19 protein-coding genes are annotated in these 22269 nt (G+C 56.5%); 9 read left to right on the forward strand and 10 right to left on the reverse strand.

The window, feature by feature from the left end; all coding sequences use genetic code 11:
- Positions 1-149: 149 nt before the first annotated feature.
- From BGIM_RS0129380 to BGIM_RS0129400, 5 genes are all read left to right on the forward strand, one after another.
- The gene (locus BGIM_RS0129380; RefSeq protein WP_020473264.1) at positions 150-1109 is read left to right on the forward strand and encodes a ribose-phosphate diphosphokinase; all 960 of its coding nucleotides are present in this window, start codon (positions 150-152) and stop codon (positions 1107-1109) included.
- Between the two features lie 277 nt (positions 1110-1386).
- On the forward strand, positions 1387-3399 hold the full coding sequence (asnB, locus tag BGIM_RS0129385) for an asparagine synthase (glutamine-hydrolyzing) (RefSeq protein WP_020473265.1): 2013 nt from the start codon (positions 1387-1389) through the stop codon (positions 3397-3399).
- 21 nt (positions 3400-3420) lie between these two features.
- Positions 3421-4557, forward strand: a complete 1137-nt coding sequence (locus BGIM_RS0129390; protein ID WP_020473266.1) for an ABC transporter permease — start codon at positions 3421-3423, stop codon at positions 4555-4557.
- A 51-nt stretch (positions 4558-4608) separates the two neighbouring features.
- A complete protein-coding gene (locus BGIM_RS0129395) occupies positions 4609-5355 on the forward strand; it encodes an ABC transporter ATP-binding protein (protein WP_052640070.1) in 747 nt (248 codons plus the stop codon).
- Positions 5352-6428, forward strand: coding sequence for an HlyD family secretion protein (locus BGIM_RS0129400; protein WP_020473268.1), 1077 nt, complete (start codon positions 5352-5354; stop codon positions 6426-6428). The genes BGIM_RS0129395 and BGIM_RS0129400 overlap by 4 nt, the downstream gene beginning before the upstream one ends.
- Positions 6429-6436: 8 nt before the next feature.
- Here the strand turns inward: BGIM_RS0129400 and BGIM_RS0129405 are convergent, their stop codons facing one another.
- The 8 genes from BGIM_RS0129405 to BGIM_RS0129440 form a co-directional block, all read right to left on the reverse strand.
- Positions 6437-7654, reverse strand: a complete 1218-nt coding sequence (locus tag BGIM_RS0129405; RefSeq protein ID WP_020473269.1) for a DNA polymerase Y family protein — start codon at positions 7652-7654, stop codon at positions 6437-6439.
- Positions 7655-7979: 325 nt separating this feature from the next.
- On the reverse strand, positions 7980-8792 hold the full coding sequence (locus tag BGIM_RS0129410) for a HEAT repeat domain-containing protein (RefSeq protein WP_020473270.1): 813 nt from the start codon (positions 8790-8792) through the stop codon (positions 7980-7982).
- Entirely contained in the window at positions 8789-9058 is a 270-nt protein-coding gene (locus BGIM_RS0129415) for a hypothetical protein (RefSeq protein ID WP_020473271.1), read from the reverse strand. Before BGIM_RS0129415 ends, BGIM_RS0129410 begins: the two co-directional genes overlap by 4 nt.
- Entirely contained in the window at positions 9058-9987 is a 930-nt protein-coding gene (locus BGIM_RS0129420) for a DUF1559 domain-containing protein (protein ID WP_020473272.1), read from the reverse strand. Before BGIM_RS0129420 ends, BGIM_RS0129415 begins: the two co-directional genes overlap by 1 nt.
- A 97-nt stretch (positions 9988-10084) precedes the next feature.
- On the reverse strand, positions 10085-11548 hold the full coding sequence (locus tag BGIM_RS0129425; protein ID WP_020473273.1) for a heavy metal sensor histidine kinase: 1464 nt from the start codon (positions 11546-11548) through the stop codon (positions 10085-10087).
- Entirely contained in the window at positions 11526-12200 is a 675-nt protein-coding gene (locus BGIM_RS0129430) for a heavy metal response regulator transcription factor (RefSeq protein ID WP_020473274.1), read from the reverse strand. The genes BGIM_RS0129425 and BGIM_RS0129430 overlap by 23 nt, the downstream gene beginning before the upstream one ends.
- Before the next feature lie 29 nt (positions 12201-12229).
- Positions 12230-13927, reverse strand: a complete 1698-nt coding sequence (gene lnt, locus BGIM_RS0129435; RefSeq protein ID WP_020473275.1) for an apolipoprotein N-acyltransferase — start codon at positions 13925-13927, stop codon at positions 12230-12232.
- 23 nt (positions 13928-13950) lie between these two features.
- A complete protein-coding gene (locus BGIM_RS0129440; protein WP_020473276.1) occupies positions 13951-15153 on the reverse strand; it encodes a molybdopterin molybdotransferase MoeA in 1203 nt (400 codons plus the stop codon).
- Positions 15154-15347: 194 nt separating this feature from the next.
- Between BGIM_RS0129440 and BGIM_RS0129445 the strand changes: the two genes are divergently transcribed.
- From BGIM_RS0129445 to BGIM_RS0129455, 3 genes are read left to right on the forward strand one after another with little or no spacing between them, the layout of a single operon-like run.
- A complete protein-coding gene (locus BGIM_RS0129445; protein ID WP_040890940.1) occupies positions 15348-15917 on the forward strand; it encodes an RNA polymerase sigma factor in 570 nt (189 codons plus the stop codon).
- Positions 15914-16606: a hypothetical protein gene (locus BGIM_RS0129450; RefSeq protein WP_020473278.1), complete on the forward strand. Its 693-nt coding sequence runs from the start codon at positions 15914-15916 to the stop codon at positions 16604-16606. Before BGIM_RS0129445 ends, BGIM_RS0129450 begins: the two co-directional genes overlap by 4 nt.
- Positions 16603-18294, forward strand: a complete 1692-nt coding sequence (locus tag BGIM_RS0129455) for a hypothetical protein (RefSeq protein ID WP_020473279.1) — start codon at positions 16603-16605, stop codon at positions 18292-18294. The genes BGIM_RS0129450 and BGIM_RS0129455 overlap by 4 nt, the downstream gene beginning before the upstream one ends.
- A 10-nt stretch (positions 18295-18304) precedes the next feature.
- On the opposite strand, the gene BGIM_RS53035 is transcribed toward BGIM_RS0129455, so the two are convergent.
- Positions 18305-19339, reverse strand: coding sequence for a calcium-binding protein (locus BGIM_RS53035; protein WP_020473280.1), 1035 nt, complete (start codon positions 19337-19339; stop codon positions 18305-18307).
- A 156-nt stretch (positions 19340-19495) separates the two neighbouring features.
- Between BGIM_RS53035 and ggt the strand changes: the two genes are divergently transcribed.
- The gene (ggt, locus tag BGIM_RS0129465; protein ID WP_020473281.1) at positions 19496-21160 is read left to right on the forward strand and encodes a gamma-glutamyltransferase; all 1665 of its coding nucleotides are present in this window, start codon (positions 19496-19498) and stop codon (positions 21158-21160) included.
- 27 nt (positions 21161-21187) lie between these two features.
- Here the strand turns inward: ggt and BGIM_RS0129470 are convergent, their stop codons facing one another.
- Positions 21188-22144, reverse strand: a complete 957-nt coding sequence (locus tag BGIM_RS0129470) for an ornithine cyclodeaminase family protein (RefSeq protein ID WP_020473282.1) — start codon at positions 22142-22144, stop codon at positions 21188-21190.
- Positions 22145-22269 lie beyond the last annotated feature (125 nt).

Raw genomic sequence — 22269 nt, forward strand, 5'->3', positions numbered from 1 at the left:
TTAAATGATCGGTCGAACAAATGCACGCACTTCTTTTGATCGCCCGAACATTTTTCCCGGTGGCCGGAGAGTGCCCCGATGCGAAACAGACGACCGGCACGTAAGATGATTCACTCATCTGACGAAGTTTTTCCGGCGATTGGACGAGGATGCTCGGCATGGCGAACAATAAAATGCGTGTTTTCAGCGGCCGGGCCAACTCTCCGCTTGCGGAGCGAATCGCCCGGCAGTTGAACGACACCCTCGGCAATCTCAAGGTGGAAAGTTTCCCGGACAGCGAAACTTCTGTCCGGATTGAAGAGGATGTTCGCGGCCGGGATGTGTTCATCGTGCAGTCCACCTGCACACCGGTGAACGAAAGCCTGATGGAATTGCTGATCATCCTTGATGCGTTCAAGCGGTCGAGCCCGTATCGGGTCACGGTGGTGATGCCCTACTACGGCTATGCCCGCCAAGATCGCAAAGACCAAGGCCGGGTGCCGATCTCGGCGAAACTGGTGGCTAATCTCCTGACGGCGGCCGGAACCAATCGCGTGCTGACGCTCGACTTGCACGCCCCGCAGATTCAGGGCTTTTTTGACATCCCGGTGGATCACCTCATCGCCGCCCCCATTTTCATCAAGCACATCCGCAAGATGGGTTTGAACATGGAGGAAGTGGTGTTTCTCAGCCCCGACGAGGGCCGGGTGAAGTCCACATTGCACTATCAGAAACGACTTGGCGGGGAACTTGCCATCGTCGACAAACGGCGGACCAATGCCACCAAGGTGGAACAGGCGAACCTCATCGGCGCCAGCCTGAAGGGGAAAATCACCATCATGTTCGACGACATGATTTCCACCGCCGGGAGCATCACCGGGGCCGCCCGAATTGCCGAGGCGAACGGGGCGAAGGAAATCTATGTGTTCGCCACGCACGGCGTGTTGTGCGGTAACGCGATCTCCAATCTCAAAAACTCGCCGGTGAAGAACGTCGTCATTACTGATTCGATTCCGCTCACCCCTGACAAAACTATCGACAAGATTCAAGTGTTGAGCGTCGATCAGTTGCTCGCCGATGCGATAGTCCGCATTCACGAGAATGAATCAGTGAGCAAACTCTTTGAGTAAGTTGATCCGCTCAAATTTTCCCCAATCCCCGCATTTTTTGGCCTTGGCTTGTGATTTGCACCCATAGGTTGCAGGTTTTGGGTAAAATATCCCGATCATTCATGGGAAATGGTTTGATTTGCTTGTTCTTCTGTTTCTAACTTCAACGAACTTCCGTATCAGGAAGCCGTTAGATACTAAAGGATTGTGAGCCAAACTGACGTGACGCTTTTTCGTCAATCGACAATCATCGGGTCCCCCTTCGGTGATTGGATCAAACAGGTAGGATTCCGATCTCATGTGCGGCATCGCAGGAATCATCAACAACGCCGGCCAGCCACCGGTATCGTCGTCCATGCTGCGACGCATGGCGGGTGCGATGATTCATCGCGGCCCCGACGATGATGGTTTCCTCGAACGCAATTCGCTCGGACTGGCCAACCGTCGATTGTCAATCGTGGGATTGTCGGACGGCAAACAGCCCATCAGCAACGAAGACGGCTCACTCTGGGTTGTTTTTAACGGCGAACTGTACGATTATCCGAAGATCCGCGCGGACTTGGAACGCCGGGGTCATCGCTTCAAAACTTCCACGGACACCGAACTCATTCCTCACTTGTTTGAGGAATATGGCGAACGCTTTTTCGAGCATCTCAGAGGGCAGTTCGCTTTCTGCCTTTGGTCGGTTCGAGATGACCGCCTGATATTGGCCCGAGATCGCTTTGGCATTTGCCCTCTCTTTTGGAGCGTCCAACGACAGCAAGGGCGGGAAACACTCCTCTTCGGATCCGAGGTCAAGTCGATCCTTGCCTCCGGGCTGGTGCCGCGCAAGACCGACTTAAACGGCATCAATCAGATTTTTTCGTTCTTTGCCCTGCCCGGACCAATGACCTGTTTTGAAGGGATCAGCCAGGTATCACCGGGCCATTACCTTGATATCCGACGCGACTCTTCGGCTTCGGAACTTAGCATCCGTGACCGGATCTATTGGGAGATTGACTTCCCCGATCAAGGGGAGGAATTGAATCCTCCCGACAAACTGGCCATTGAGCATTACGAACATCTGTTTGTCCAGTCCGTCAAGAGACGGCTCCAGGCCGATGTGCCTGTTGTCTCTTACCTTTCGGGCGGAGTGGATTCGAGCTTGGTGACGGCCGTGGCCTCCAAATTACTTGGCCGGCCCATCCCCACTTTTACGGTCGGCGTCCGAACCACTGGATTTGACGAAACAAACTTGGCCCAAGAGTTTTCAAAGCACCTCGGTTCGACCACCACCGTGTGCGAGTACAACCCCGAGGATGCCTGCGCGGACTATCCGAAACTCATCTCGGCCGCCGAGTTTCCGGTCGTGGACTCCTCTTCCGCTTCGTTGCAACGACTGGCGGGATTCGTCAGAAACGCGGGGTTCAAAGTCGCCATGACCGGCGAAGGATCAGATGAGTTCTTGGCCGGTTATCCTTGGTTCAAAGTCAACCAGATCCTGCGATGCCTGGAAGTGCTGCCGGGCGTTCGGGTCGGGAACTTGCTGCGAGTGGGTCTGCTCAAACTGACAAAACAGCCCGCTTTCCCGATGAGAATGCTTAACGCTGCCCAAGATGCCGTCGGGGGTTCCAACGGCTGGCTCGAAGTCTATGGGATGATGAGTCTCTCAAAGGTCCGTTTCTTTCATCCGGATTTGAAGGGAAAACTCTTCGGCCAAACACCCTATGCGGCGTTGAATCTTAACACCGAGCGATTAAAGCGATGGCATCCCTTCCACCGGGGGCTTTATCTCGGCGGGCGAATCATGTTGCCGGGCCATTTGCTGGCCTCCAAGGGGGACCGGGTGGCCATGTGGTCTTCCGTGGAAACCCGGCCGCCGTTTTTGGACGAAGATTTGGTGGCCTTCACCAACAGCCTTCATCCGCGTTGGAAACTTCGCCGCTTGAAGGACAAATACCTGTTGCGGAAAGTTGCCCGGCGATGGATGCCGCGAGAAACTGCCGACCGTTCGAAGAAGATGTTCCGCGCCCCGTTGGACAGTTTCCATATGTCCGACCCGAAACTTCCGAAATGGATCGGGCAGGTCTTGAGCGAGGAATCGCTTCGCAAGACGGGCTACTTTGATCCCAAAGCGGTCATTGAGTGGCGAAAACGCCTGCCGTCCATGCGGAAAAGTCTCTCCAAAACGTCGGTTGAAATGGGATTGATTGCGGTAATGTCCACGCAGTTGTGGCATCATTTGTTTGTGAGCGGGGATCTGGCGGAGATTCCGTCTCTGATTCCCGGCGGTGACATCCTCGGCGAATCGTTGATGGCACGGGCGGGTTAACTTGCTTTTTGTCCACGAGTGATGATGAATTATTCACTATCGACCCTCTGGCACGAGCGACCTCGCTACCTTCCCGGCATCGGGGCGGTGGCGTTTTCAGCCGTTCTGATCGCGCTCCAGTGCGGGCTGTTGCTGGGTCTTTTCAAAATCACCAGCATCCCGGTCGATCACACAAGGGCCGATGTGTGGATCGGCTCCCCGGAAGTTCTCAGTGTGGACTTGGGCCGACCGATCCCGATGTCTCAGTTGTCCCGTGTGGCTGGCGACCCTCGTGTTGCCGTCGTCGAACCTTATTACCAATCGTTCGGTTCTTGGATCAAACCAAACGGCGGATCGGAATTGTGCATCCTGATTGGTTGCAGCCTTGAGGATGACAGCCTCGGTTCGATCACCGAACTCACTCCGGAACTGCGGGCGGCCCTCACAGAACCGTTGTCGGTTGTCGTTGATCGGGCCGAGCGAAAGAACTTGGGCGTCAACATTGGTGACTACGCGGAAATCAACAAGCAGCGGGTCCGGATCGTCGGGGAAACTTCTGCCGGCCTCAAAAGTCTTGCCGGGGCTTATGTCTTTTGTTCCCGGCCGACGGCCGCCCAAGTGCTGAGGGGTGTGATGCCAAAAGATCACATCACTTACTTGTTGTTGAAATGCCACAACCCCGCCGATGCCGAAGTGGTCGCGGCAGAGATGAACCAGGAATACAAGGACAGTCATGACATGACGGTGATGTCGTCCTCTCAGTTCTCGACGCGGTCGCGCATGCACTGGCTCATTAAGACCAAAGCGGGCATTGCGTTGGGGTACACGGCGTTGCTTGGATTGCTCGTCGGGGCGGTTGTCACCAGCCAGACGCTTTACGCGGCCACTGTCGCCTCCGCCAAGGAGTTTGCCATCTTGCTCGCGATGGGGATTCCTCGCTGGCGGATCACCTCGATGGTCTTGGTTCAATCGTTTTGGGTGGGTCTGTTTGGTGTGTTATTGGCGTATCCGTGCATTCATGCACTGGCTTGGTTGGGCACGTTGGTGGGGGTGTTTATCCCTCTGCCATGGGAATTACTGGCGATGTCGGGCGGGATTACGCTCGTCATGGCTCTGTTTTCCGGATTGATTGCTTTACGATCTGTGCGTACTATCGAGCCGATGAGTTTGCTCCGCTGACCGGTGACGAAGGATTGTTTCGGCGTGGCGGTGTTCTCCAAGGGAGTTCTGATGTCTGTGCCTGACGAGGACGTGACCCTGCGTGGTATTTCGTTGATCCGGGCCTTCACGGATGGGGCCAAGTCGCGGAACGTAATCGACGATGTGAGCATTGATCTTCATCGCGGCCAGGTGGCCCTGTTGATGGGACCGAGCGGTTCCGGCAAATCCACCCTGCTGGCGATCATGTCCGGCCTGTTGAAGCCCGACGCCGGTCAGGTCATGGCTCGTGAGAACGGTCGCTGGCTGGACATTTGGAAGATGTCCCCGCGAGAACGTGAGCAATTCCGCTTGCGGAACTGCGGGTTCATCTTTCAAGGATACAACCTCTTCCCGGCCCTGACGGCCAGGCAGCAACTGGAAATCATCCTGCGCTGGGGCGACGGAGTTCCCGGGAAGGAAGCCCGCAAACGGGCCGATGAAATGCTTGGCCTGCTTGGCCTTGCCGGCAAGGAACACAAAAAACCCGCCCAACTCTCCGGCGGGGAGAAACAACGGGTGGCCATCGGCCGGGCGCTTATCAAACGCCCCCGGTTTTGCTTTGCGGACGAACCAACCAGCGCATTGGACTGGAGCAGCGGGCAGGTGGTGATCGACCTGCTCCAGAAAGCCTCCCACGAATACGATTCCACGATTATCGTCGTTTCACACGACCATCGTTTGCTCGAACACGTTGATGTCTCATACCAATTGGAAGACGGCCGGATGATGGAAAACGCCATCCCGTGCCCGACCGACACCTGGAGGGGCCACCAATGACCCGCCGCCGTTTATTAACCGTTGCTTATTCCCTTGGGTGCGTGTTGCTTGTCGTGGGAGGCCTCACGGCGGCAAAAGCCGTGGGGGACAAGGGCGAACCGGCTCCCGAAGCCGCCAAGTCTTCTGGCGCCAAAAAGCTCGTGTGCCTCGGCTTTGCGGACACCGATGATCCGATCATCCGTATTTACCCGGATAATTTTCCACAGCCAGTGAAGGTGACCAAGGTGCTGGTTCCCGAAGGGGCTGTCGTGAAGGCGGGGCAACCCCTTCTCGCATTCGATGATCGCATTGCCAAACTCCGCATTGAGGAAGCCGAAGCCGGGGTGGCGGCGGCCAAGCAGGAGAAGGTGAAAGCTCAGGCGGCCGTGGATAGTCATGTCCCGCAGGTGAATGCCTTGAACAACGAACTTTCCGCCGAGGCCGAGAAATTGAAGGCGAAGCAGAGTGAACTCGCCGAGACTCAACGGTTGTTCAAAATCATGGGTCAAAAGACCCAGAATGAATTGGAAGCCGCCGAGGCGGCCGTGAAGGCCGCTGAATTCATGCTTGATTCGGTCCGTTGGAAACTCAAGGGATTGAAAGATCATAACCCCCAATATCTGGTTGATTTGGCCGACGCCGGTGTGAAACGAGCCGAAAGTGTTCTTGAACAGGCCAAGTACGGCGCCGAACAGTATGCCTGCAATGCCCCGGCCAATGGCAAAATCATTCGCAGTTTCGCCTCGGATGGCATGACTTTTGGCCCGCATTCCCGCGAACCCGCGTTTTGGTTCATCAAGGATACGCCGCTCATCTTCCGTTGCGAAGTCAACCAAGAGTTTGCCCGTCGGGTGACAAAAGGGATGACGGGACGGATAGAGGATGATGCCGATCCTTCGTTGACATGGAAGGGGAAAGTGGTCCGCATTGCCGACCAATACCTTCTCAAGCGATCTGGTGGCGGGGCGGGGCCTGACATGATCCAAATGTCATCGGAAGAGCGGGTATTGGAGTGTATCCTCTCGATTGAACTGGCGCCGAACGAAGCACCGCCAAGATATGGCCAGAAACTGAAAGTCACGCTTGGTGAGTGACCGATCTGTCAGCAATCGGCAAATTTGGTGTCGGGGATGACACCGAAGGCGATGCGAGTGTTGACGGCTTCCCCTTTGCCGTGCATGCCGCCGAAATACACCGCATATCGGCCAAAAACCTCGTTTGCCTGATCCATCGCATTGGCGAGTTCCCCTAATTGGCTGCCGTTGCCGAAGAGGGAATTTGTCACATTTCGTGCGTGGATCAGGTCCCCCAACACTAGTCCGACTTTTTTCGGGGTGCCATCTGCCCGGCGTTCCCAGAGAGAGGAGAAATGTTGGATCAGTGTCAGCGTGTCCCGGCAGGGTTCGACGCGATAACCATCCGACCAACGAAATTTCTCCAGGTAGGAAACTGACAGGCTGACCGAACCGGCATAGTAGCCGACGTGCCGCAACCGGGCGGCCGCCTTGTGAAGCAGTCGAATCAGAATTTCGCGGGCATCCTTGGGGTTGCGGAAACTCGGTTCCAGCACGCGAGAATGGCCGATCGATCTTCGGCGGGTCGGCGACTCCGGCACATCTGCGCCGCGCAGGCGTTGAAACCACGAACCTCCAAGCAATCGGCTTCCCCAAATGCGGGACAAATCTCCTTCGGAAAGGCTTGTCAGTTGTTTCGTCGATGTCACTCCGGAATTGTTGAGCCGTCGCTCCATGCGGTGGCCGATTCCCGGAAAATCGTTTAACTCCAGAACGTGCAACCTCTCCGGCAGTTCTTCCCGGCGAATCACAGTCAAACCGTCAGGTTTCTTCATGTCGGCTGCCACTTTGGCGAGCAACCGGTTTGGGGCGATTCCCACGGAACACGTCATACATTCCCCGGCGTCTCTAATGATGGCCCGTTTGACGGCCTTTGCCACTTCCGTCGCCCGTTCCACCGTTGCATGATCGCCCCATAACCGGCACACCATTTCATCCACGGACAGCACGGCCGTTACCGGAAGGATGGATTCAACTGCCTTGTGAATTTCATGGTGCTTTTCGATGTAGATCTTCGGACTGGCCGGGATGATGATGATTCCCCGGCACATTTGTTTGGCATCGCCCACGCGTGTGCCGGTCTTTATGCCGAATTTCTTTGCCTCATGACTTACCGCAATACAACACGTCGTGTCCGTGTCCAAAGGGACCACGGCCACTGGTTTGTTCCGGTATTCCGGATGCTCTTGTTGTTCAACCGAAGCGAAAAACGAATTCATGTCAACGAACAGGTATTTGACGGACATGGCCAACCTTCCCCCCGAATGAGTGAAAACGGGTCTCAAAGTGGCCTCCTGACCAGTGTTTCCTTCACCCAAGGGGAGTATGGCGACGGTCTGGGTGTGTAAATGTGTTCAGAGGGTCATTTTGGGCGTGTGGTTCCAAAAATCGGCGACTATTCGGTTCGCAAAAAAAGAGTATTTCGTCTCGGCATGCCATCGGGACTACCCACAACGTTTCGCAGCGTTTGAATGGCCAGCCCTAATGGAAACGCCATCTGGGATCCGCGAATCCCAATTAAACTTGTGCGATACTTTGGGTGATTGCCTCGATTGGGGTCGAAAATGGTGGTTATCTGATCTTTTTCAATGCCTCTTCGGCTTCGCTTCTGACTTTCGGATGTGGATCTCGCAAAGCGGTGTTCAAGGCGGGGACAGCGTCTCGGGCAAGCGGACCAATGGAACCAAGGGCTTCAGCAGTTTCCATTCGCACTTCAGGCGATTCATCAGTCAAGGCCGCTATTAACGCCGGGACTGAAACCTTGGCGGAGGGGCCAAATTGTCCCAAGGACTCGGCCGCCTCCCGCCGGACAAGCGGACTGGCATCTCGCAGAGCCATAATCAAAACAGGGATGACTTCCGTTGCTTGCGGTCCCAATTTTCCCAAAAGTTCGGCGGCGACCACTCGGGTGTGTTCGTCTTCCTCAGTCAACAATCCGCTGATTATCCGGATCACCCGCGCATCCAATGGGGCAATGGTTGACATTGCCCGCGCATACACCAAGCGGGCTGAAGGATCGGGGTCTGCTCGTATTGCGATTTCCAATGCGGGAATTGCGTCAATCGCCACGACTCCCATCCGAGATAGAGTGATCGCAGCCATCTGACGACCAGATAATGGCAACCTTTCCAACCCGCGAATTAAGGGGGCAACGGCTTTTTCCCCGCGTTCGACCAGCATGTCTCCGGCCGTCGTTCGCACTTGATGGTCTTGATCGTCGAGCATCCCGGTCACTGTGTCCCATGCGCCAATGCCACTGGCCGCGCGCGTGGTGATGATCCGAACATCAGGGCTGAGCACATACGTCTCAAGGCTGATAAGCGACGTAGCTAGGATGATGATCCCGCCGCACAGGATGAACTTGCGTCGTCGATGAACAATCACTCGATTTCCTCGACGCTTCCATCCGGTCGGATGTCGATCTCGCGGATCTTTCCATTCTTGTTTTTCCCCTGCACTTCGAATGTGCCGTTGGCTTTCTTCCAAGCAGTGGTGAACGTCACATCGGGCAGATTCTGCTTCGCCACTTTCATGATGTCCGGCGGGACATCTTTGATATCCAGCGTCGTCTTTCGTTCCTTAGATTCCCCGCACCCGGCCAGGGCCAGAAAGGTGATTCCTGACAGTAACACACGTCGAATCGCTCGCATCAATAGTCTCCCGTGGAGATGGCTTCCCCGGTCGCGCGGGTCGACAGGGCTTTGTAAGTTTGGTAACTGGTCGAACGGCTCAGGTATCCGACGTGACCATCGGCGAACACAAAATTGCCCCCGCCGGTGTGCCGGGATGTGTAGTGGTTGATCTCTTCCGGGTACGCCGGCCCTTGGAAGGTTTCGCCCGTGTGGGCGAGGACAAAGTTGGAGGCATTGTTCACTTGGAGGGCCAGCGGAGATCCCGGCGTTGGCACATGGTTTGCGCCGGTGACCGACCCGACCCATGTTGATTCCGCGTGATAAAACGACCGCTCGCCGACCATCAGAGTCGAACTGCTTCCATCGGTGATGTCGGCGATCCGCACCGTGCTGTTGCGGTAGAAGATTCCATCCCCGTCCACGCCCGGTTCGCCGGTGCCGTAATTGCCAACATAGTTGGATGGAGCGACGGTGCAGGTGGTGGACGTCAGTTGCCCGGTGGCCGAACGCGGCCCGACGGGAAATGCCTGGGCAGGCGGGTTGTCCGAGGGGCAGAGGTAGGTCTTCACCAGGACGATCCGTCCTTGGGCCGATGCGGGAGCTTCGATGGGTTGTGTCAGGTCAATAAGTCGGAACACGTTGTCTTGTTCCATCTGCGGCAGAAGATGAGCGGCCCAACCCCAGCCGGGGCCGGTGTCGTTCCCGGAGGCATCCGAGTTCGACACATATCCAGGGGGGAATTTCAGGTTGGTGTCGTGGTAATTTTGCAGCGCCAGTCCGACTTGTTTCAGGTTGTTGACACACTTTGACCGGTTGGCGGCCTCGCGAATCTTCTGGACGGCTGGCAACAACAACCCGATCAAGATAGCGATGATGGCGATCACCACCAGCAACTCGATCAACGTAAACCCGGTTCGACGGAGAGTGGTAGAAGTTTTGCGAGCCATCACAATCGCCTTCCGTTAGACCGATTCTCTTCCGGGTCTCGTCGCCCCGGCAATGAGGAGAATACCAACGGCTCCGAACGGCAACATGACGACGGGATTACGGTTTCGTCATCCGTCGGGGGAAATGCACCGTGACGCGAGTGCCCCGGCCGACTTCGCTGCTGATGTGGATTGTTCCACCATGCAGTTCGACGATGCTTTTCACAATGGCAAGACCGAGGCCAACGTTCTCCGAGGAAGAAGATCTCGCCTGATCCGCGCGAAAGAATCGGTCGAAGACATGCGGCAGGGCGTCCGCCGGGATACCGTCGCCCGTGTCGGTCACTTCCACTGTCGCCGTAGTGTCATCCCCCGTGACGGCAAGAGTGACCGTGCCACCCGGCGGGGTATGGGCCACCGCGTTCGAGATCAGATTGCCAATGGCCCGTTGGAACAGGGAACGGTTTAAATCAGCCGGAAACCGTCCATCAGCACTGACGGAGAGGCCAACCCCCTTTTCATTCGCGGCCGCTTCGTAAAAGTCGCGAATGGTCGTCAATTCCGTTCCAATGTCGATTTGTTCCCGGAAAACTTGTGTTCGGGGATTCTCAGCCCTTGCCAGAAAAAGAAGGCTGTCGATCATGCGGGACAGACGCCCGCATTCCTCAAGATTGGAACCAAGAACCTCCCGATATTCCCCTGGCTGGCGGGGATGACCGAGCGCCACTTCGATTTCACCTCGAAGGTTGTTGACCGGGGTTCGCAGTTCATGAGCAATGTCGGCCGAGAAGCGGGACAGCCGGATGAATGATTGTTCAAGCCGGTCGAGCATGGTGTTGAATGTGCCTGCGAGGGTGAACAATTCGGCGGGCAGTCCGTTGGCTTCGATCCGCTCACCGAGATTGGAAGGTTTGATGCGGTTGGCCGTGTCAGCCACCATGCGAAGGGGCTGAAGTCCCCGGCGGGCGATGATGTGTCCGATAATCGCACATAAGGCCAGCGCCGTGACCAGTATCAGCCATAGGTTTTTTCGGTAAACATCCAATAGTTCGACTTCTTGAGTTCGGTCCATCGCGGCCTGAACGACAAATGTTTTTCCCGGCGAGACGTTTTCAAATCGCACCGACATGATTCGGAAGGAAATGCCTTCGGGTGATCGTCGATCAATGCCCGTCTCTGGTGCAAGGACGGGGACCGGGAATGAATCCGAAGCCAACACCCGATCCATTTCCGGTGTTTCCACGAGGGTTTGCCCGGTGGCATCCAACAATCGGATGAAGACACGCGTATGTTGTCGGCTTTGAAACTCTTCCTCTGCCTCGCGCCGGACGGCCTCCAGGTTGTCCGGGCGTTCGGCCAGCATGTCTCGTAGCACGAGAGCCTGATCGGCGAGTTGGTTGTCGTCTTCGCGGTCAAGGCTTCGGCATAAAGCCAAGTAAAGGAAGCCGGTGGCCCCCAAGATCAACAGGAAGGACGAGCCGGTGTTCCAAATCGTGAGTCGGGCGGCGAGCGACCAAGACTTTCGCGCGGGGAGACGTTCCGAATCCGACCTGCCAAGGTCAGGGGCGTTCTTCGAGGACATAGCCCACCCCCCGGACGGTGTGGATTAGTTTCGTTTCAAAAGGGTCGTCGGCCTTGGATCGCAACCGCCGGACGTGGACATCCACCACGTTGGTGTCGCTGTCAAAATTCATGTCCCAGACCTGTTCGGCAATCAGTGTGCGGGAAAGAACCTCTCCCGTGCGGCGCGCCAGCAACGAAAGAAGAGCGAATTCCTTTGGCGTCAGGTCGAGTCGTTTGGCGCCCCGTGTGGCCCGGTGTCGAATCACGTCCAACTCCAAGTCGGCCACGCGAATCATTTCCGGCTGACGGGCAGGGCTTCGCCTCAGCAATGACCGCACACGGGCCAGCAATTCGGAGAAGGCAAACGGCTTGATCAGATAATCATCCGCCCCCAGTTCCAATCCCCGCACCCGGTCCTCCACGGCGTCACGGGCGGTCAGGAACAAGACGGGCGTCTGTCGTCCTCCCTCTCGCAAACCGGCCAGGACACCCCAACCGTCGAGGTTTGGCAGCATCACATCAAGGATCACCAAATCAAACGTGTCGGTTCTGGCCAGACGAAGACCATCGTTTCCCCGGTCGGCGACATCGATCACAAAACCATTTTCCTCCAGCCCTTTTCGCAGGTAGGCGGCGGTTTTCGGTTCATCCTCCACCAGCAGTATCCTCATGTCATTCCTCCGCCGGCCGACGTATGTTTTCAGCCTGCCCTCGAATTAACGATTGATTGGCGGCCGCGAAAGACGCGGCGTATCGCCAACGCCAGCATGAACAGCCAACCACCGATGGGAAGCCAGTCCCCGAGGGTCGCGTAGGGAGACGATTGATAACCCACGGGAATCCGGCCCCGAAGGATGGCCGGGATTTTTTTGGAGGATCGCCATGTTTCCCCCGGCAGGGCGACGATTCGGCCGTCCGGGTCGATGATCGCGGAGATGCCCATGTTGACCGATCTCACAAGGGATCGCCGGGCTTCAATGGCCCGAAACCGGGCGATGGCGAGGTGTTGCTCGTGTTCCTCGGTTCCGTTGAACCAACCGTCATTGGAGATGTTGACTAGAAAATCGACCGGTTCCGGGCCGGTGACATATCGTCTTCCAAGTGAGGGGTCCGAGTCCTCATAACAGATCAGGCAGCCGAACGTGTATTTTCTCGCAGGTGTCGGCAGCTCAAATTTCGTGAAGGACTGGCCGGGACGACAACTGTAATCCCCCTCGTAGGGCGTAAATGTCTTCATGAACGGCAATGTCTCGAGCATTGGCACATATTCGCCAAACGGGACAAGGTGAATCTTGTCATAACGACCGGTTTCTGACCCGCGTTCATCGAAGAGAATCGCCGAGTTATACTTCCACAACCGTTCTGATGGCTCCCATTCGATGCGGTTCAAGCCGTACAACATGGGTGTCCTCCAACGGCGTCCGAAGTCCCTCATGTCTGACCGGATCAAGTTGTATTCTCGTTGGAATGATGTTGTTGTGTTTTTGGGATCAACACCCTCGGAGACATCAACCCAAGCATTGGCAAAGGATGTTTCCGGCCAGATAACCAACTGCGGTTTCGGAGTTCCCTTGGGAACAAAAGCGGCCTGATCGCATAAGTTGACGAAATGGCGAACCATGTCGTCGCCGTGGGTATTTTTCACATCCTGTTCCAAGTTCCCTTGGATGAGGGCAATCTCCGGGCCTTCCTCAAACGGATTATGGTTTAGCCGGAAAAATCCGTAACCCAAACTTCCACCCACCAAAGCGAGGCTGACGGCAATTCCGAGCCGACCCGGTCCGGGAGTGGTTTCTGACAGCCGGAACACGGTGCGGAATGCCCCCGATTTTCCGAGAGAGGCGAAGAGAACGCCGTTCACCACCACAAGGATGAATGTGATGCCGTAAACACCCGTCAGATCCGCGATTTGAATCAGTGGCAAGAATTCATGTTGAGTGTGGCCAAGAGAATACCAACCGAATCCGATGGGATTCCACAGGCCGACCCATTCCAGCCAAGGATAACCGCTCGGAAAATGAGCTTTGCCGTAATCCACGCTCACGATCGCAATGGCTCCCGCCAGCCAGACGGGAAGGCCCGCCCGTGACAGCCGACGGGCGAGGAAGAGGCTGACACACGAACCGGTCGCGCAGAAGAGGGCAAGAATGGCCCAAGACGCATACATGGCCGGATGGGCGACGCGAACCCATTGGATCAACCCGAGATGGCAGAGCAGACTGCCGAAGAAACAAGCGGCGTAAATTCCTCGCGAACGAGGACGTTCGGCCGTCACGAGGGCGAACCACGGGATGAACGCCACCCACGCGAGAAAGCCCAGATTCAACGGGAAAAAGCAAACATAAGTGAGGAGTCCGCCGAGGAGGGCGGGCAGCCAGACACGGGGAACCGGGTTCATCAGGGTCGTCCTTGACAGGTTGTTTATCGGGTGAGCCGGAGCGTCGGAACAAGGTGTCCGGCTTGATATTGAATCTTGCCGACCGGAAGGGCCATGATGGCATCCGCGCCGGCAAGGGAATTGAGATTTGCCGAATTCATTCGGCCATTTGGTCGAACCGCCAGTTTGGAATCGACGATGACAAGCCTGCTTGGAAGATACGTCGGCCGTTCGTTGAATGCAGAATAATCACCATCGAGCGGCAGCATCACCCAAGGAAGGTCAACGGTGTTTTCGCCGCATGATTTTTCAATGGCTGGTCGCACAAACAACTCGAAACAGGTGAACGCGCTGACAGGATGACCGGGCAATCCAAACAGAAGTTTGCCGTTTCGGGATCCGAACAACACCGGCTTGCCCGGTTTCATCCATACTTGGTGAAAGTGCGTCTCGATTCCCAATTCACCAAGGAGGTGCGGCAAATGGTCATAATCGCCGACTGACACCCCGCCGGAAACAAGGGTGATGTCCGTCGAGTCGAGACTGTCCGCAACCAGTTTCGCTAGTTTCGATTTGTCGTCACCCACGATTCCGAAGTAAACGGGTTGGCCTCCCGCTCTCGTGGTTTGGGCCTGAAGCATTGGACCGTTGCTGTTGCGAATCTGTGAACCCATCGGCCGCAAACCCGGCTCCACGATTTCATTTCCCGTTGAGATGATGCCAACACGAGGCATTGAAATGAGGGAAGCCGAAACGCAACCCACAGAAGCCAGCAAACCGAATTCTTGAGGCCCTAACTTGCCACCAGCGGCAAGCACGATGTCCCCGGCCCGATATTCGGCTCCCTGCGGAAGGATAAACTGCCCGGAGTTGACATTGCCGGGCACGCGGACAAATTCACCCTCTCGTTGGCAATCCTCCTGCATCACGACCGCATCGGCATTTGCGGGAATCACGGCCCCGGTGAAAATTCGGATTGCTTCGCCAGACTTCAATGAAGGACTGGCGGCCGATCCGGCGGCCGATTCGCCGATGACACGCAGGCTGGCCCCTCCGGCCGGAACGTCGGTCGCCCGGAGGGCGTAACCGTCTCGCAGGGACTTTGCAAACGGAGGAGAATCGAGGTCGCTCCGAATATCTTCTGCGAGAACCCGCCCGAGACAATCGACGGACACCGGGGAAACCACGGGCGGCAACTTCCCTGTCTTCTCCAGAACAATCATCAGGGCTTCGGCCACGGACAGCATTCCGGCATCTCCCTCCCGGTCTCGGGGACATTGGTAAGATAGAAAAGACCCGTTCAAGTTCCTCCCCGGCGTTTGGGGGAGTTGTGAATCTTCTTCGAGTTTTGGGAAACCAAGCAAGATTGCCGGGCGAATTCCGAACCATACTGAATGAAACTCCGCCGGGTCACACCGGGTATCGTTCTTGGGAACACCGAGTGACGGACGACGAACCGAGTCTGGTGAAACGCTGCTTGGCCGGAGAATCGGCTTCGGTTCGGCATTTGATTGGCCGATACGAATCCGACGTTTTCGGCCTCTGTATGCGGGTGTTGACCCACCGACAGGACGCCGAGGATGTCACGCAGGAAACCTTTGTCCGGGTGTTCCGAAGCCTGAGACGATGGGATAACACCCGTCCGCTGCGACCTTGGATTTTGAGAATTGCCTTCAATCGCTGCCGAACTTGGATTTCCCAACGCGCCCGCCGACCGGAATTGGTCGATTATCTTCAAGAAACTGCCGGGAAGGAAGTCCCGGACGACGCCGGTGAACTGGCCGGGGAGATTCAACTCTCCCTGCATAAATTGCGCCCGGAATTCCGGAGTGTGTTTGTGATGTTTCACGAACAGGGAATGTCCTACGAGGAGATCGCGGAAGTTCATGAACGGCCAGTGGGGACAATCAAAACATGGTTGCACCGGACCCGGATGGAAGTCTTGGATTATCTGAGAAAACGGGGCTTGGTCCCCGATGAAATGAACTCGAACAAAACTGTCGGCGAATGATGAACGAGAACAATCCCGAATCCGATCCGAGTCGATCCGCCTGTGCCGAGGCCATTGCCTCGCTCCAGGAACACATGGATCGCAATGCCTCGGAAGTGACTCCCGCCGTGGCCGAACACCGGGAAACGTGTCCTGTTTGTCGGGATGAATGGCAATTGGCCCGGTTGCTGATGCGTCGCCCCGCAAAACCGGTTATCGTCCCGGCATCACTGCTTGTGGAGACGGAACGGTTGGTCCATCGGGATCGAACCCGTCAACGGAATCAACGGTGGGGGAAGTGGGCGTTGATTCCGACGGCGGCAGTCGTGCTAGTCGCCGTTTTCTGGCCCCGCCAGCCTGAGTTACCCTCTGGCGGTGAATCGCTCACGATTGCCGTCGCCGCTGTGTCAACTCAGGCGGAGAATCACCACACGCCCACCTTGGATGAGTCATTTTCGGAAGCCCGGTCGGCGGTGGCTTCGCTGTCCGGTAGGGTCGTCCCGGAGCGTCCCGAGGTGACGATCACATTGCCAAAGGTGGAACCGGTGGCCGAGGTTGAACCCGCATGGGATCGGCTGGCTGACGCGGGCGACGGTCTCAAAACTGGCGTCAAACCTCTGACCACCTCTGCGCGCCGGGCGGTAAATATGCTTTTCAAAGCCACCGAAACACTTACCTTCGCGGACACCTCCCCCAAGAACCGACCATGATTCGTGCCGTCTTACTTTGCCTTGGTTTTACCTTTGCCCTGCTGGTTTCAACCACTTCCGGGGCAACCCCGGTGGAACTTCTTCCGCTGGTGCCGGATGATTACTCATTCTGTCTCGTCGGTCATCGGGCCACGACCGCGTTGAGTTCCCCCGCCGATTCCAAATTTGCGAAGGCCTTTTGGCAGTCGCCATTGGTGAAAGAAGCGGCCTCTTCTCCCGATATTGCCCGCCTGCTGACGGTAAAAGATCAACTGGTTCGGGAATTGGGGGTGAAAGACCCGGAGTTGCTGGAATTAGCTTTCGGTGGCACTGTGTTGCTGACTTATCGAAAGCCCGCCGAAGGCAAACCGGAGACCGAGGCTGGCTTGCTAATCTTGCACACCGAACAGGGAAAAAAACTCCGCGAATCAGTGGATCACATCAACCAGCTTCAAATCAAGGGGGGCGAACTCCGGGCGATTGAAGAAGTGAAACACCCGACGCCTTATTGGAAGCGAGCCAAGAGTGATTCCACGGCATCGCCGGAGTATTTCTGGATCGAAGACGGGCTGCTGATCTTCACATCAAACGAGACCCTCCTCCGGGAAACGCTGGCTCGTCGAAAATCACCTCCGGCAAAATCGCTCGCCGCAACGCAACTCAAAGCTCTTGGATTGGAAGAAGCGCCGTTGTGCCTGTTGATGAATCCCCGGAGTTTTGACCGTGAAGTGGAAGCCGGGGTCAACGCGGGAAAACCGGGGGAACGAACCGTTCTTGATCTGTTCGGCAAAACTTGGAAGGCCATCGACCAAATCGGCCTGCATTTAAGCCGCAAACCGGACCTGACCATCGGCCTGACTGTTGGCTGTGAAATGGAGCGGCTGCCGTTGGCGGTCAAGGCGTTGGTTGCCGGATTTAACCAGCCCTTACGGAGTTGGGACCGGTTGCCTGAAAATGCCCTGTTCGCATTGGTGCTTCCCTTTCAAACGTCCAAACTCGATGGCTTTCTGAAATCTGTGGTGCCCGAAGGGGATCACCGAAAGATGCGCGAGGCCGTTTTGTCCGCTGTTCGGCCGCTTGGCGAGGACATCGAGTGGGATGCGCTGCTCAATACATTTGGCCCGGAAATCGCCGTCTGGGGAAGTCCCCCCGATGCCAAGCATCCGGGGTTGGACCCCTCGGTGGGGGTGGCAATTCCGCTTGAGCTAAAGCATGCGGAAGCATCTGCGAAGATGCTGTCCGAGGGGATTGATTTCCTGATCCGATTGTTGTGTCTGTCGGATAGCGGCTACCGCGTTTCAACGGTGAAAGGGGAAGGATTCTCGATCAAGAAACTATCGCATCCCGACTTTCCGGCCGGAGTGGAACCCTGCTATGCCATCCGGAGCGGGACGCTGTTGATGGCCTCCCACCCGCGAATGATTGAACAATATTCGCCAGTTGCCCGCGAAAGCAAACCACGAGCGGTGAATCCCCTGATCCGATTATCCGGTCCGACTTGGGGGGAACACTTGGTCAAAGCCGCTCCGCGAATGGCCTCCAAAATGTCGGCCGATCCCAAAGAGCAAGAACGAATGACTCGTTTGCTCAAAGGATTGGCCCCCGTGGTCGCGGAACTGGACCGGATCGAATTTAACCTGACCACCGAGAAGAACCGGGCTCGGTTGCAACTTCAATTCATCGAGCAACCGGCCCGGCCGGTCAAATGACCTTCGCGGATCAAACGCGGATCGCCGTGGCCCCGACCTTGCCATCAAGGGTGTTTGTTCCCACCCCGCCGACAAGCCAGTCCAATCCGGTGCCGCCGGTCAGCACATCATTACCGGCCATGCCCCAAAGATTGTCGTTCCCGGCTCCGCCGTCGATGGTGTCGTTGCCATCTTCGCCGTTGAGTTGATCGTTTCCGGCATCACCCGTTATGCTGTCGTCGCCATCCCCTCCGGCGATGGAATCATCGCCATCGCCGCCGTCAAGCGTGTCGTTCCCGGCCATGCCGGTGATGAGGTCGTTCCCGGCGTCACCGGAAATGCGATCGTTTCCAACGCCGCCGTCGAGACGGTCATTGCCGGCGCCGCCACTGATGGAGTCATCGCCTGCATCGCCGCTGATGGTGTCGTTTCCTTCGTTTCCACCGATCAAATCATTCCCGATGCCTCCGAAGATCAGATCGTCTCCGGTGCTTCCGTAGAGAGTGTCATTTCCTCCGCTGCCCCAGATCGAATCATTTCCGTCGTTGCCATTGGCCAGATCGTCCCCGTCCCCGCCAACCAACTGGTCATTTCCGGCTCCGCCGGTCAAACTGTCATTTCCGGCGCCGCCGTAGAGGGCGTCATTCCCGGCGCCACCGTCAAGGCTGTCATTGCCGTCGCGGCCCGAGAGTTGGTCATTACCATCTCCGCCGATGAGCGTATCTTTGCCACTGCCGCCCCAAAGAGAGTCGTTGCCAGCTCCGCCATTCAGGGTGGAGGGAATGCTGGTGTCGTTAAGGAGCGTGTCGTCCCCGCCGTTGCCGAGCAATTTGATTGATTGAATCTGGGACTTGTTGAAAATCTTCGTTTCTTGTGAGGAACCCGTCTGGTTGATGACGGCCACCTGATTTTGAGAACTGCCGTAGTAATACACGCGAATGGTGTTGTTCGCGTCAGAGCCGGAGACAGTCAATTGTCCCTGGCTCAAACTGATGGTTGCCGGGGTTTCCCGGTTTTCGAGAGATTCGAGGGATTGGAAGTTCAACAGAGATCGCTTCGGCTTCATGGCAAGAGTCCTTTCTCGCTGCCGGTGAGGGGCTGGGGCTACGACTGCTCATCGTCGGCCAAAGACGCGGGACTTAATGGTCATGCCCACTGGCGTGCGGGAACCCCGGTCGGTTAAATGGCACAAAGCGTTTGACGCACTTTATCGGAGTACCAGATGTCACGCATGTTCGGCACGCTCGCCATAATCCTTCTGGCTGTCTCAATCGGCCCCGCGCAGGAGGCACGCACCGCGACGGTTGCCAAAAACGGCATGGTCGTCTGCGTTTCCCCAGAAGCCGCGGATGTCGGCGTGGCTATTTTGAAAAAGGGAGGCAATGCAACGGATGCCTCCGTCGCGGTCGCTTTTGCGATGGCGGTCACCCATCCGGCGGCCGGCAACATTGGCGGCGGCGGTTTCATGATGGTGGCCCCGAAAAACGGCAAACCCGTCATGATCGATTACCGGGAGACGGCTCCCAAACTTTGCGACAAGGATACGTTTGCCAAAACAACATCTTGGTTTGACCAAAAGGCCGTCGGCGTGCCGGGCACCGTTCGAGGATTGGAATTTGCCCACAAGAAGTTTGGCAAACTTCCGTGGCGGGAGTTGGTGGAGCCCGCCGTCAAACTGGCCGAGGAAGGTTTTTTGCTGAACAAATCCACGGCCAATTCCCTGAATGAATATCTGAAGAAGCCCGGCGGCAATGAGGAATTCAAGCGAGTGTTCGGCAAAGACGGCGGGAAAGAACCTTGGAAGATCGGTGATCGTCTGACCCAACCGGACCTCGCCAAAACGCTCAAGTTGATTTCGGAAAAGGGGCCAGATGCCTTTTACACCGGGCCGCTGGCCGAACTGCTGCTGGCCGAGATTAAGGCCGGGGAAGGGTACATCCGGCAGGATGATTTAAACGATTACAAGGCGGTTGAGCGAGAAACCATCAAAGGCGTTTATCGCGGATTTGACATTTTTGGCCCGTCCCCGCCGAGTTCTGGGGGGATCTGCATCGTTCAAATGCTGAACATGCTGGAAAATTATGATTTGAAGAAAATGGGTGCCGACTCGGCCGACACCCGGCATCTCATCGCGGAAGTCATGCGTCGATCATTCGCCGACCGGGCGAAATACATCGGTGATCCGGCGTTCACCAAAATCCCAGACTTCCTGACAACGAAGGAACATGCCAAGAAACTCATCGAATCAATTGATTTGAAGAAAGTGACGCCGAGCGAATCGCTGGCTGACGGCATCCCGATTCAAGATGAGGCAAAAAGCACCACTCATTTCAGCGTGATGGATGCGGACGGGAATGCCGTCTCCAACACCTACACCTTGGAGGAAACATACGGCTCCCGTGTCGTCGTTCGCGGGGCTGGGTACATCCTGAACAATGAGATGGGAGACTTCAATCGTGTGCCCGGCGTCACGACGCGAAAGGGCGGGGTGGGGACAGCCCCGAATCTCGTCGCTCCCGGCAAGCGCATGTTGAGTTCCCAAACGCCGGTGTTTGTGTTCAAGGATGGCAAATTGTTGCTCGTCACCGGAAGCCCCGGCGGCCGGACGATCATCAACACGGTGTTGTGCGTGGTTCTCAATGTGCTTGATTTTGAAATGGACATTCAAGCGGCCGTCAACGCCCCCCGCCAGCACCATCAATGGTTTCCAGATCAACTCGCGGTGGAATTCACGGATCAGAAGTTGATTGACGAACTGACGGCCAAAGGACACAAGATCGTCAAACGCCGACAGGGAGATGCCCACAGCATCTGGATCGATCCAAAGACCGGTTTATACCACGGGGCCGCTGATTCTCGACTTGCCGGCAAAGCGGCCGGATATTGAAACTTGATGCCAGTGGGCGTGTCGCTGTCAAATATCCAGCCATCGTCCCCGGCCTTCGGCTTTCGCCTTTTCATACAAGCGAATGCCGACGGCAATGTCTTCGAGGCCGATTCCCAGTGATTTGAAGAGAGTAATATCGTTGGGGGATTGCCTTCCGGGGTTTCTCATCGCTACCACCCGGCCGATCTCGACCACGTCATACCATTCCAAAATTCCGGCGTCCAAAGCCGGAACAAGATCGCCCGCCTCCAATTTGCCCTGATCCTTGCTGTCGATGGTCACCAGCGAGGCTCGATTGATGACTTCGGCATCAATCTCAGCCTTGGAAATGAAGTTCGATCCGGCAATGTTCAGATGCTGGCCGGGAATCAACCATTCCCCCTTCAGGATCGGTTCTCGGGCTGTAGTGGCTGTGCAAATGATATCTGCCTCACGGACAGTTTCTTCAACGGTGGCACAGGCTGTCACGGGGATCTGACATTCGACGGACATTTCCTCGGCAAATTTCTTACGGTTTGCTTCGTTGGAACTATATACGCGGGCCTGTTCCAGTTTTCGCACCTTGCTGACGCCGAGTAATTGAGTGCGGGCTTGTTTCCCGGAACCGAGGATTGCCGCCGTCTTGGAATCGGGGCGGGAAAGGTGTTTCGTGGCGACGGCCGAGGCCGCTCCGGTGCGAAGCTGGCCCAGCATGTCGCCTTGGATGATCGCCAGCATTTCCCCGGTTTTGCCGTTGTAAATCGTCACATGAAATGTTTGCCGGGATTTGGTGGTCACATAGGATTTGAAGCCGATGACCCCCATTGTCTTGCAGGCGGCCGGAAGAACATGCAGCATGGCATGATCGGTCTGGCAGCGAGAACGCGGGTTTGAAAAGGCTTCCTCCAGGGCCATCTTGCGAAGCCCGGTTTCGACAGCCTCAATGGCCATCTCCATGCTCAGCAGTTCACGGACTTCATCTTCGTTCAAGTGAAGGACGGCCATGTTGACGCTCAATTGGCGCTAGTCGGGATGAGGAGGTATCCTGATGATGGCTGTTCCGGCGGGACTTGTCAAGCGAGGGGATTCCGGGAAAGCCGAAACTCGACCCGCCATATAGAATGTCTCGA

It is taken from the genome of Zavarzinella formosa DSM 19928 (genome assembly GCF_000255705.1).
Taxonomy (GTDB): Bacteria; Planctomycetota; Planctomycetia; order Gemmatales; family Gemmataceae; genus Zavarzinella; species Zavarzinella formosa.

Excerpts from the sequence above, each read along its gene's own strand:
- BGIM_RS0129380 (WP_020473264.1), top strand. The coding sequence starts at position 150 with ATGCTCGGCATGGCGAACAATAAAATGCGTGTTTTCAGCGGCCGGGCC.
- asnB (WP_020473265.1), top strand. The coding sequence starts at position 1,387 with ATGTGCGGCATCGCAGGAATCATCAACAACGCCGGCCAGCCACCGGTA.
- BGIM_RS0129390 (WP_020473266.1), top strand. The coding sequence starts at position 3,421 with ATGATGAATTATTCACTATCGACCCTCTGGCACGAGCGACCTCGCTAC.
- BGIM_RS0129395 (WP_052640070.1), top strand. The coding sequence starts at position 4,609 with ATGTCTGTGCCTGACGAGGACGTGACCCTGCGTGGTATTTCGTTGATC.
- BGIM_RS0129400 (WP_020473268.1), top strand. The coding sequence starts at position 5,352 with ATGACCCGCCGCCGTTTATTAACCGTTGCTTATTCCCTTGGGTGCGTG.
- BGIM_RS0129405 (WP_020473269.1), bottom strand. The coding sequence starts at position 7,654 with ATGTCCGTCAAATACCTGTTCGTTGACATGAATTCGTTTTTCGCTTCG.
- BGIM_RS0129415 (WP_020473271.1), bottom strand. The coding sequence starts at position 9,058 with ATGCGAGCGATTCGACGTGTGTTACTGTCAGGAATCACCTTTCTGGCC.
- BGIM_RS0129420 (WP_020473272.1), bottom strand. The coding sequence starts at position 9,987 with ATGGCTCGCAAAACTTCTACCACTCTCCGTCGAACCGGGTTTACGTTG.
- BGIM_RS0129425 (WP_020473273.1), bottom strand. The coding sequence starts at position 11,548 with ATGTCCTCGAAGAACGCCCCTGACCTTGGCAGGTCGGATTCGGAACGT.
- BGIM_RS0129430 (WP_020473274.1), bottom strand. The coding sequence starts at position 12,200 with ATGAGGATACTGCTGGTGGAGGATGAACCGAAAACCGCCGCCTACCTG.
- lnt (WP_020473275.1), bottom strand. The coding sequence starts at position 13,927 with ATGAACCCGGTTCCCCGTGTCTGGCTGCCCGCCCTCCTCGGCGGACTC.
- BGIM_RS0129440 (WP_020473276.1), bottom strand. The coding sequence starts at position 15,153 with ATGCTGTCCGTGGCCGAAGCCCTGATGATTGTTCTGGAGAAGACAGGG.
- BGIM_RS0129450 (WP_020473278.1), top strand. The coding sequence starts at position 15,914 with ATGATGAACGAGAACAATCCCGAATCCGATCCGAGTCGATCCGCCTGT.
- BGIM_RS0129455 (WP_020473279.1), top strand. The coding sequence starts at position 16,603 with ATGATTCGTGCCGTCTTACTTTGCCTTGGTTTTACCTTTGCCCTGCTG.
- BGIM_RS53035 (WP_020473280.1), bottom strand. The coding sequence starts at position 19,339 with ATGAAGCCGAAGCGATCTCTGTTGAACTTCCAATCCCTCGAATCTCTC.
- ggt (WP_020473281.1), top strand. The coding sequence starts at position 19,496 with ATGTCACGCATGTTCGGCACGCTCGCCATAATCCTTCTGGCTGTCTCA.
- BGIM_RS0129470 (WP_020473282.1), bottom strand. The coding sequence starts at position 22,144 with ATGGCCGTCCTTCACTTGAACGAAGATGAAGTCCGTGAACTGCTGAGC.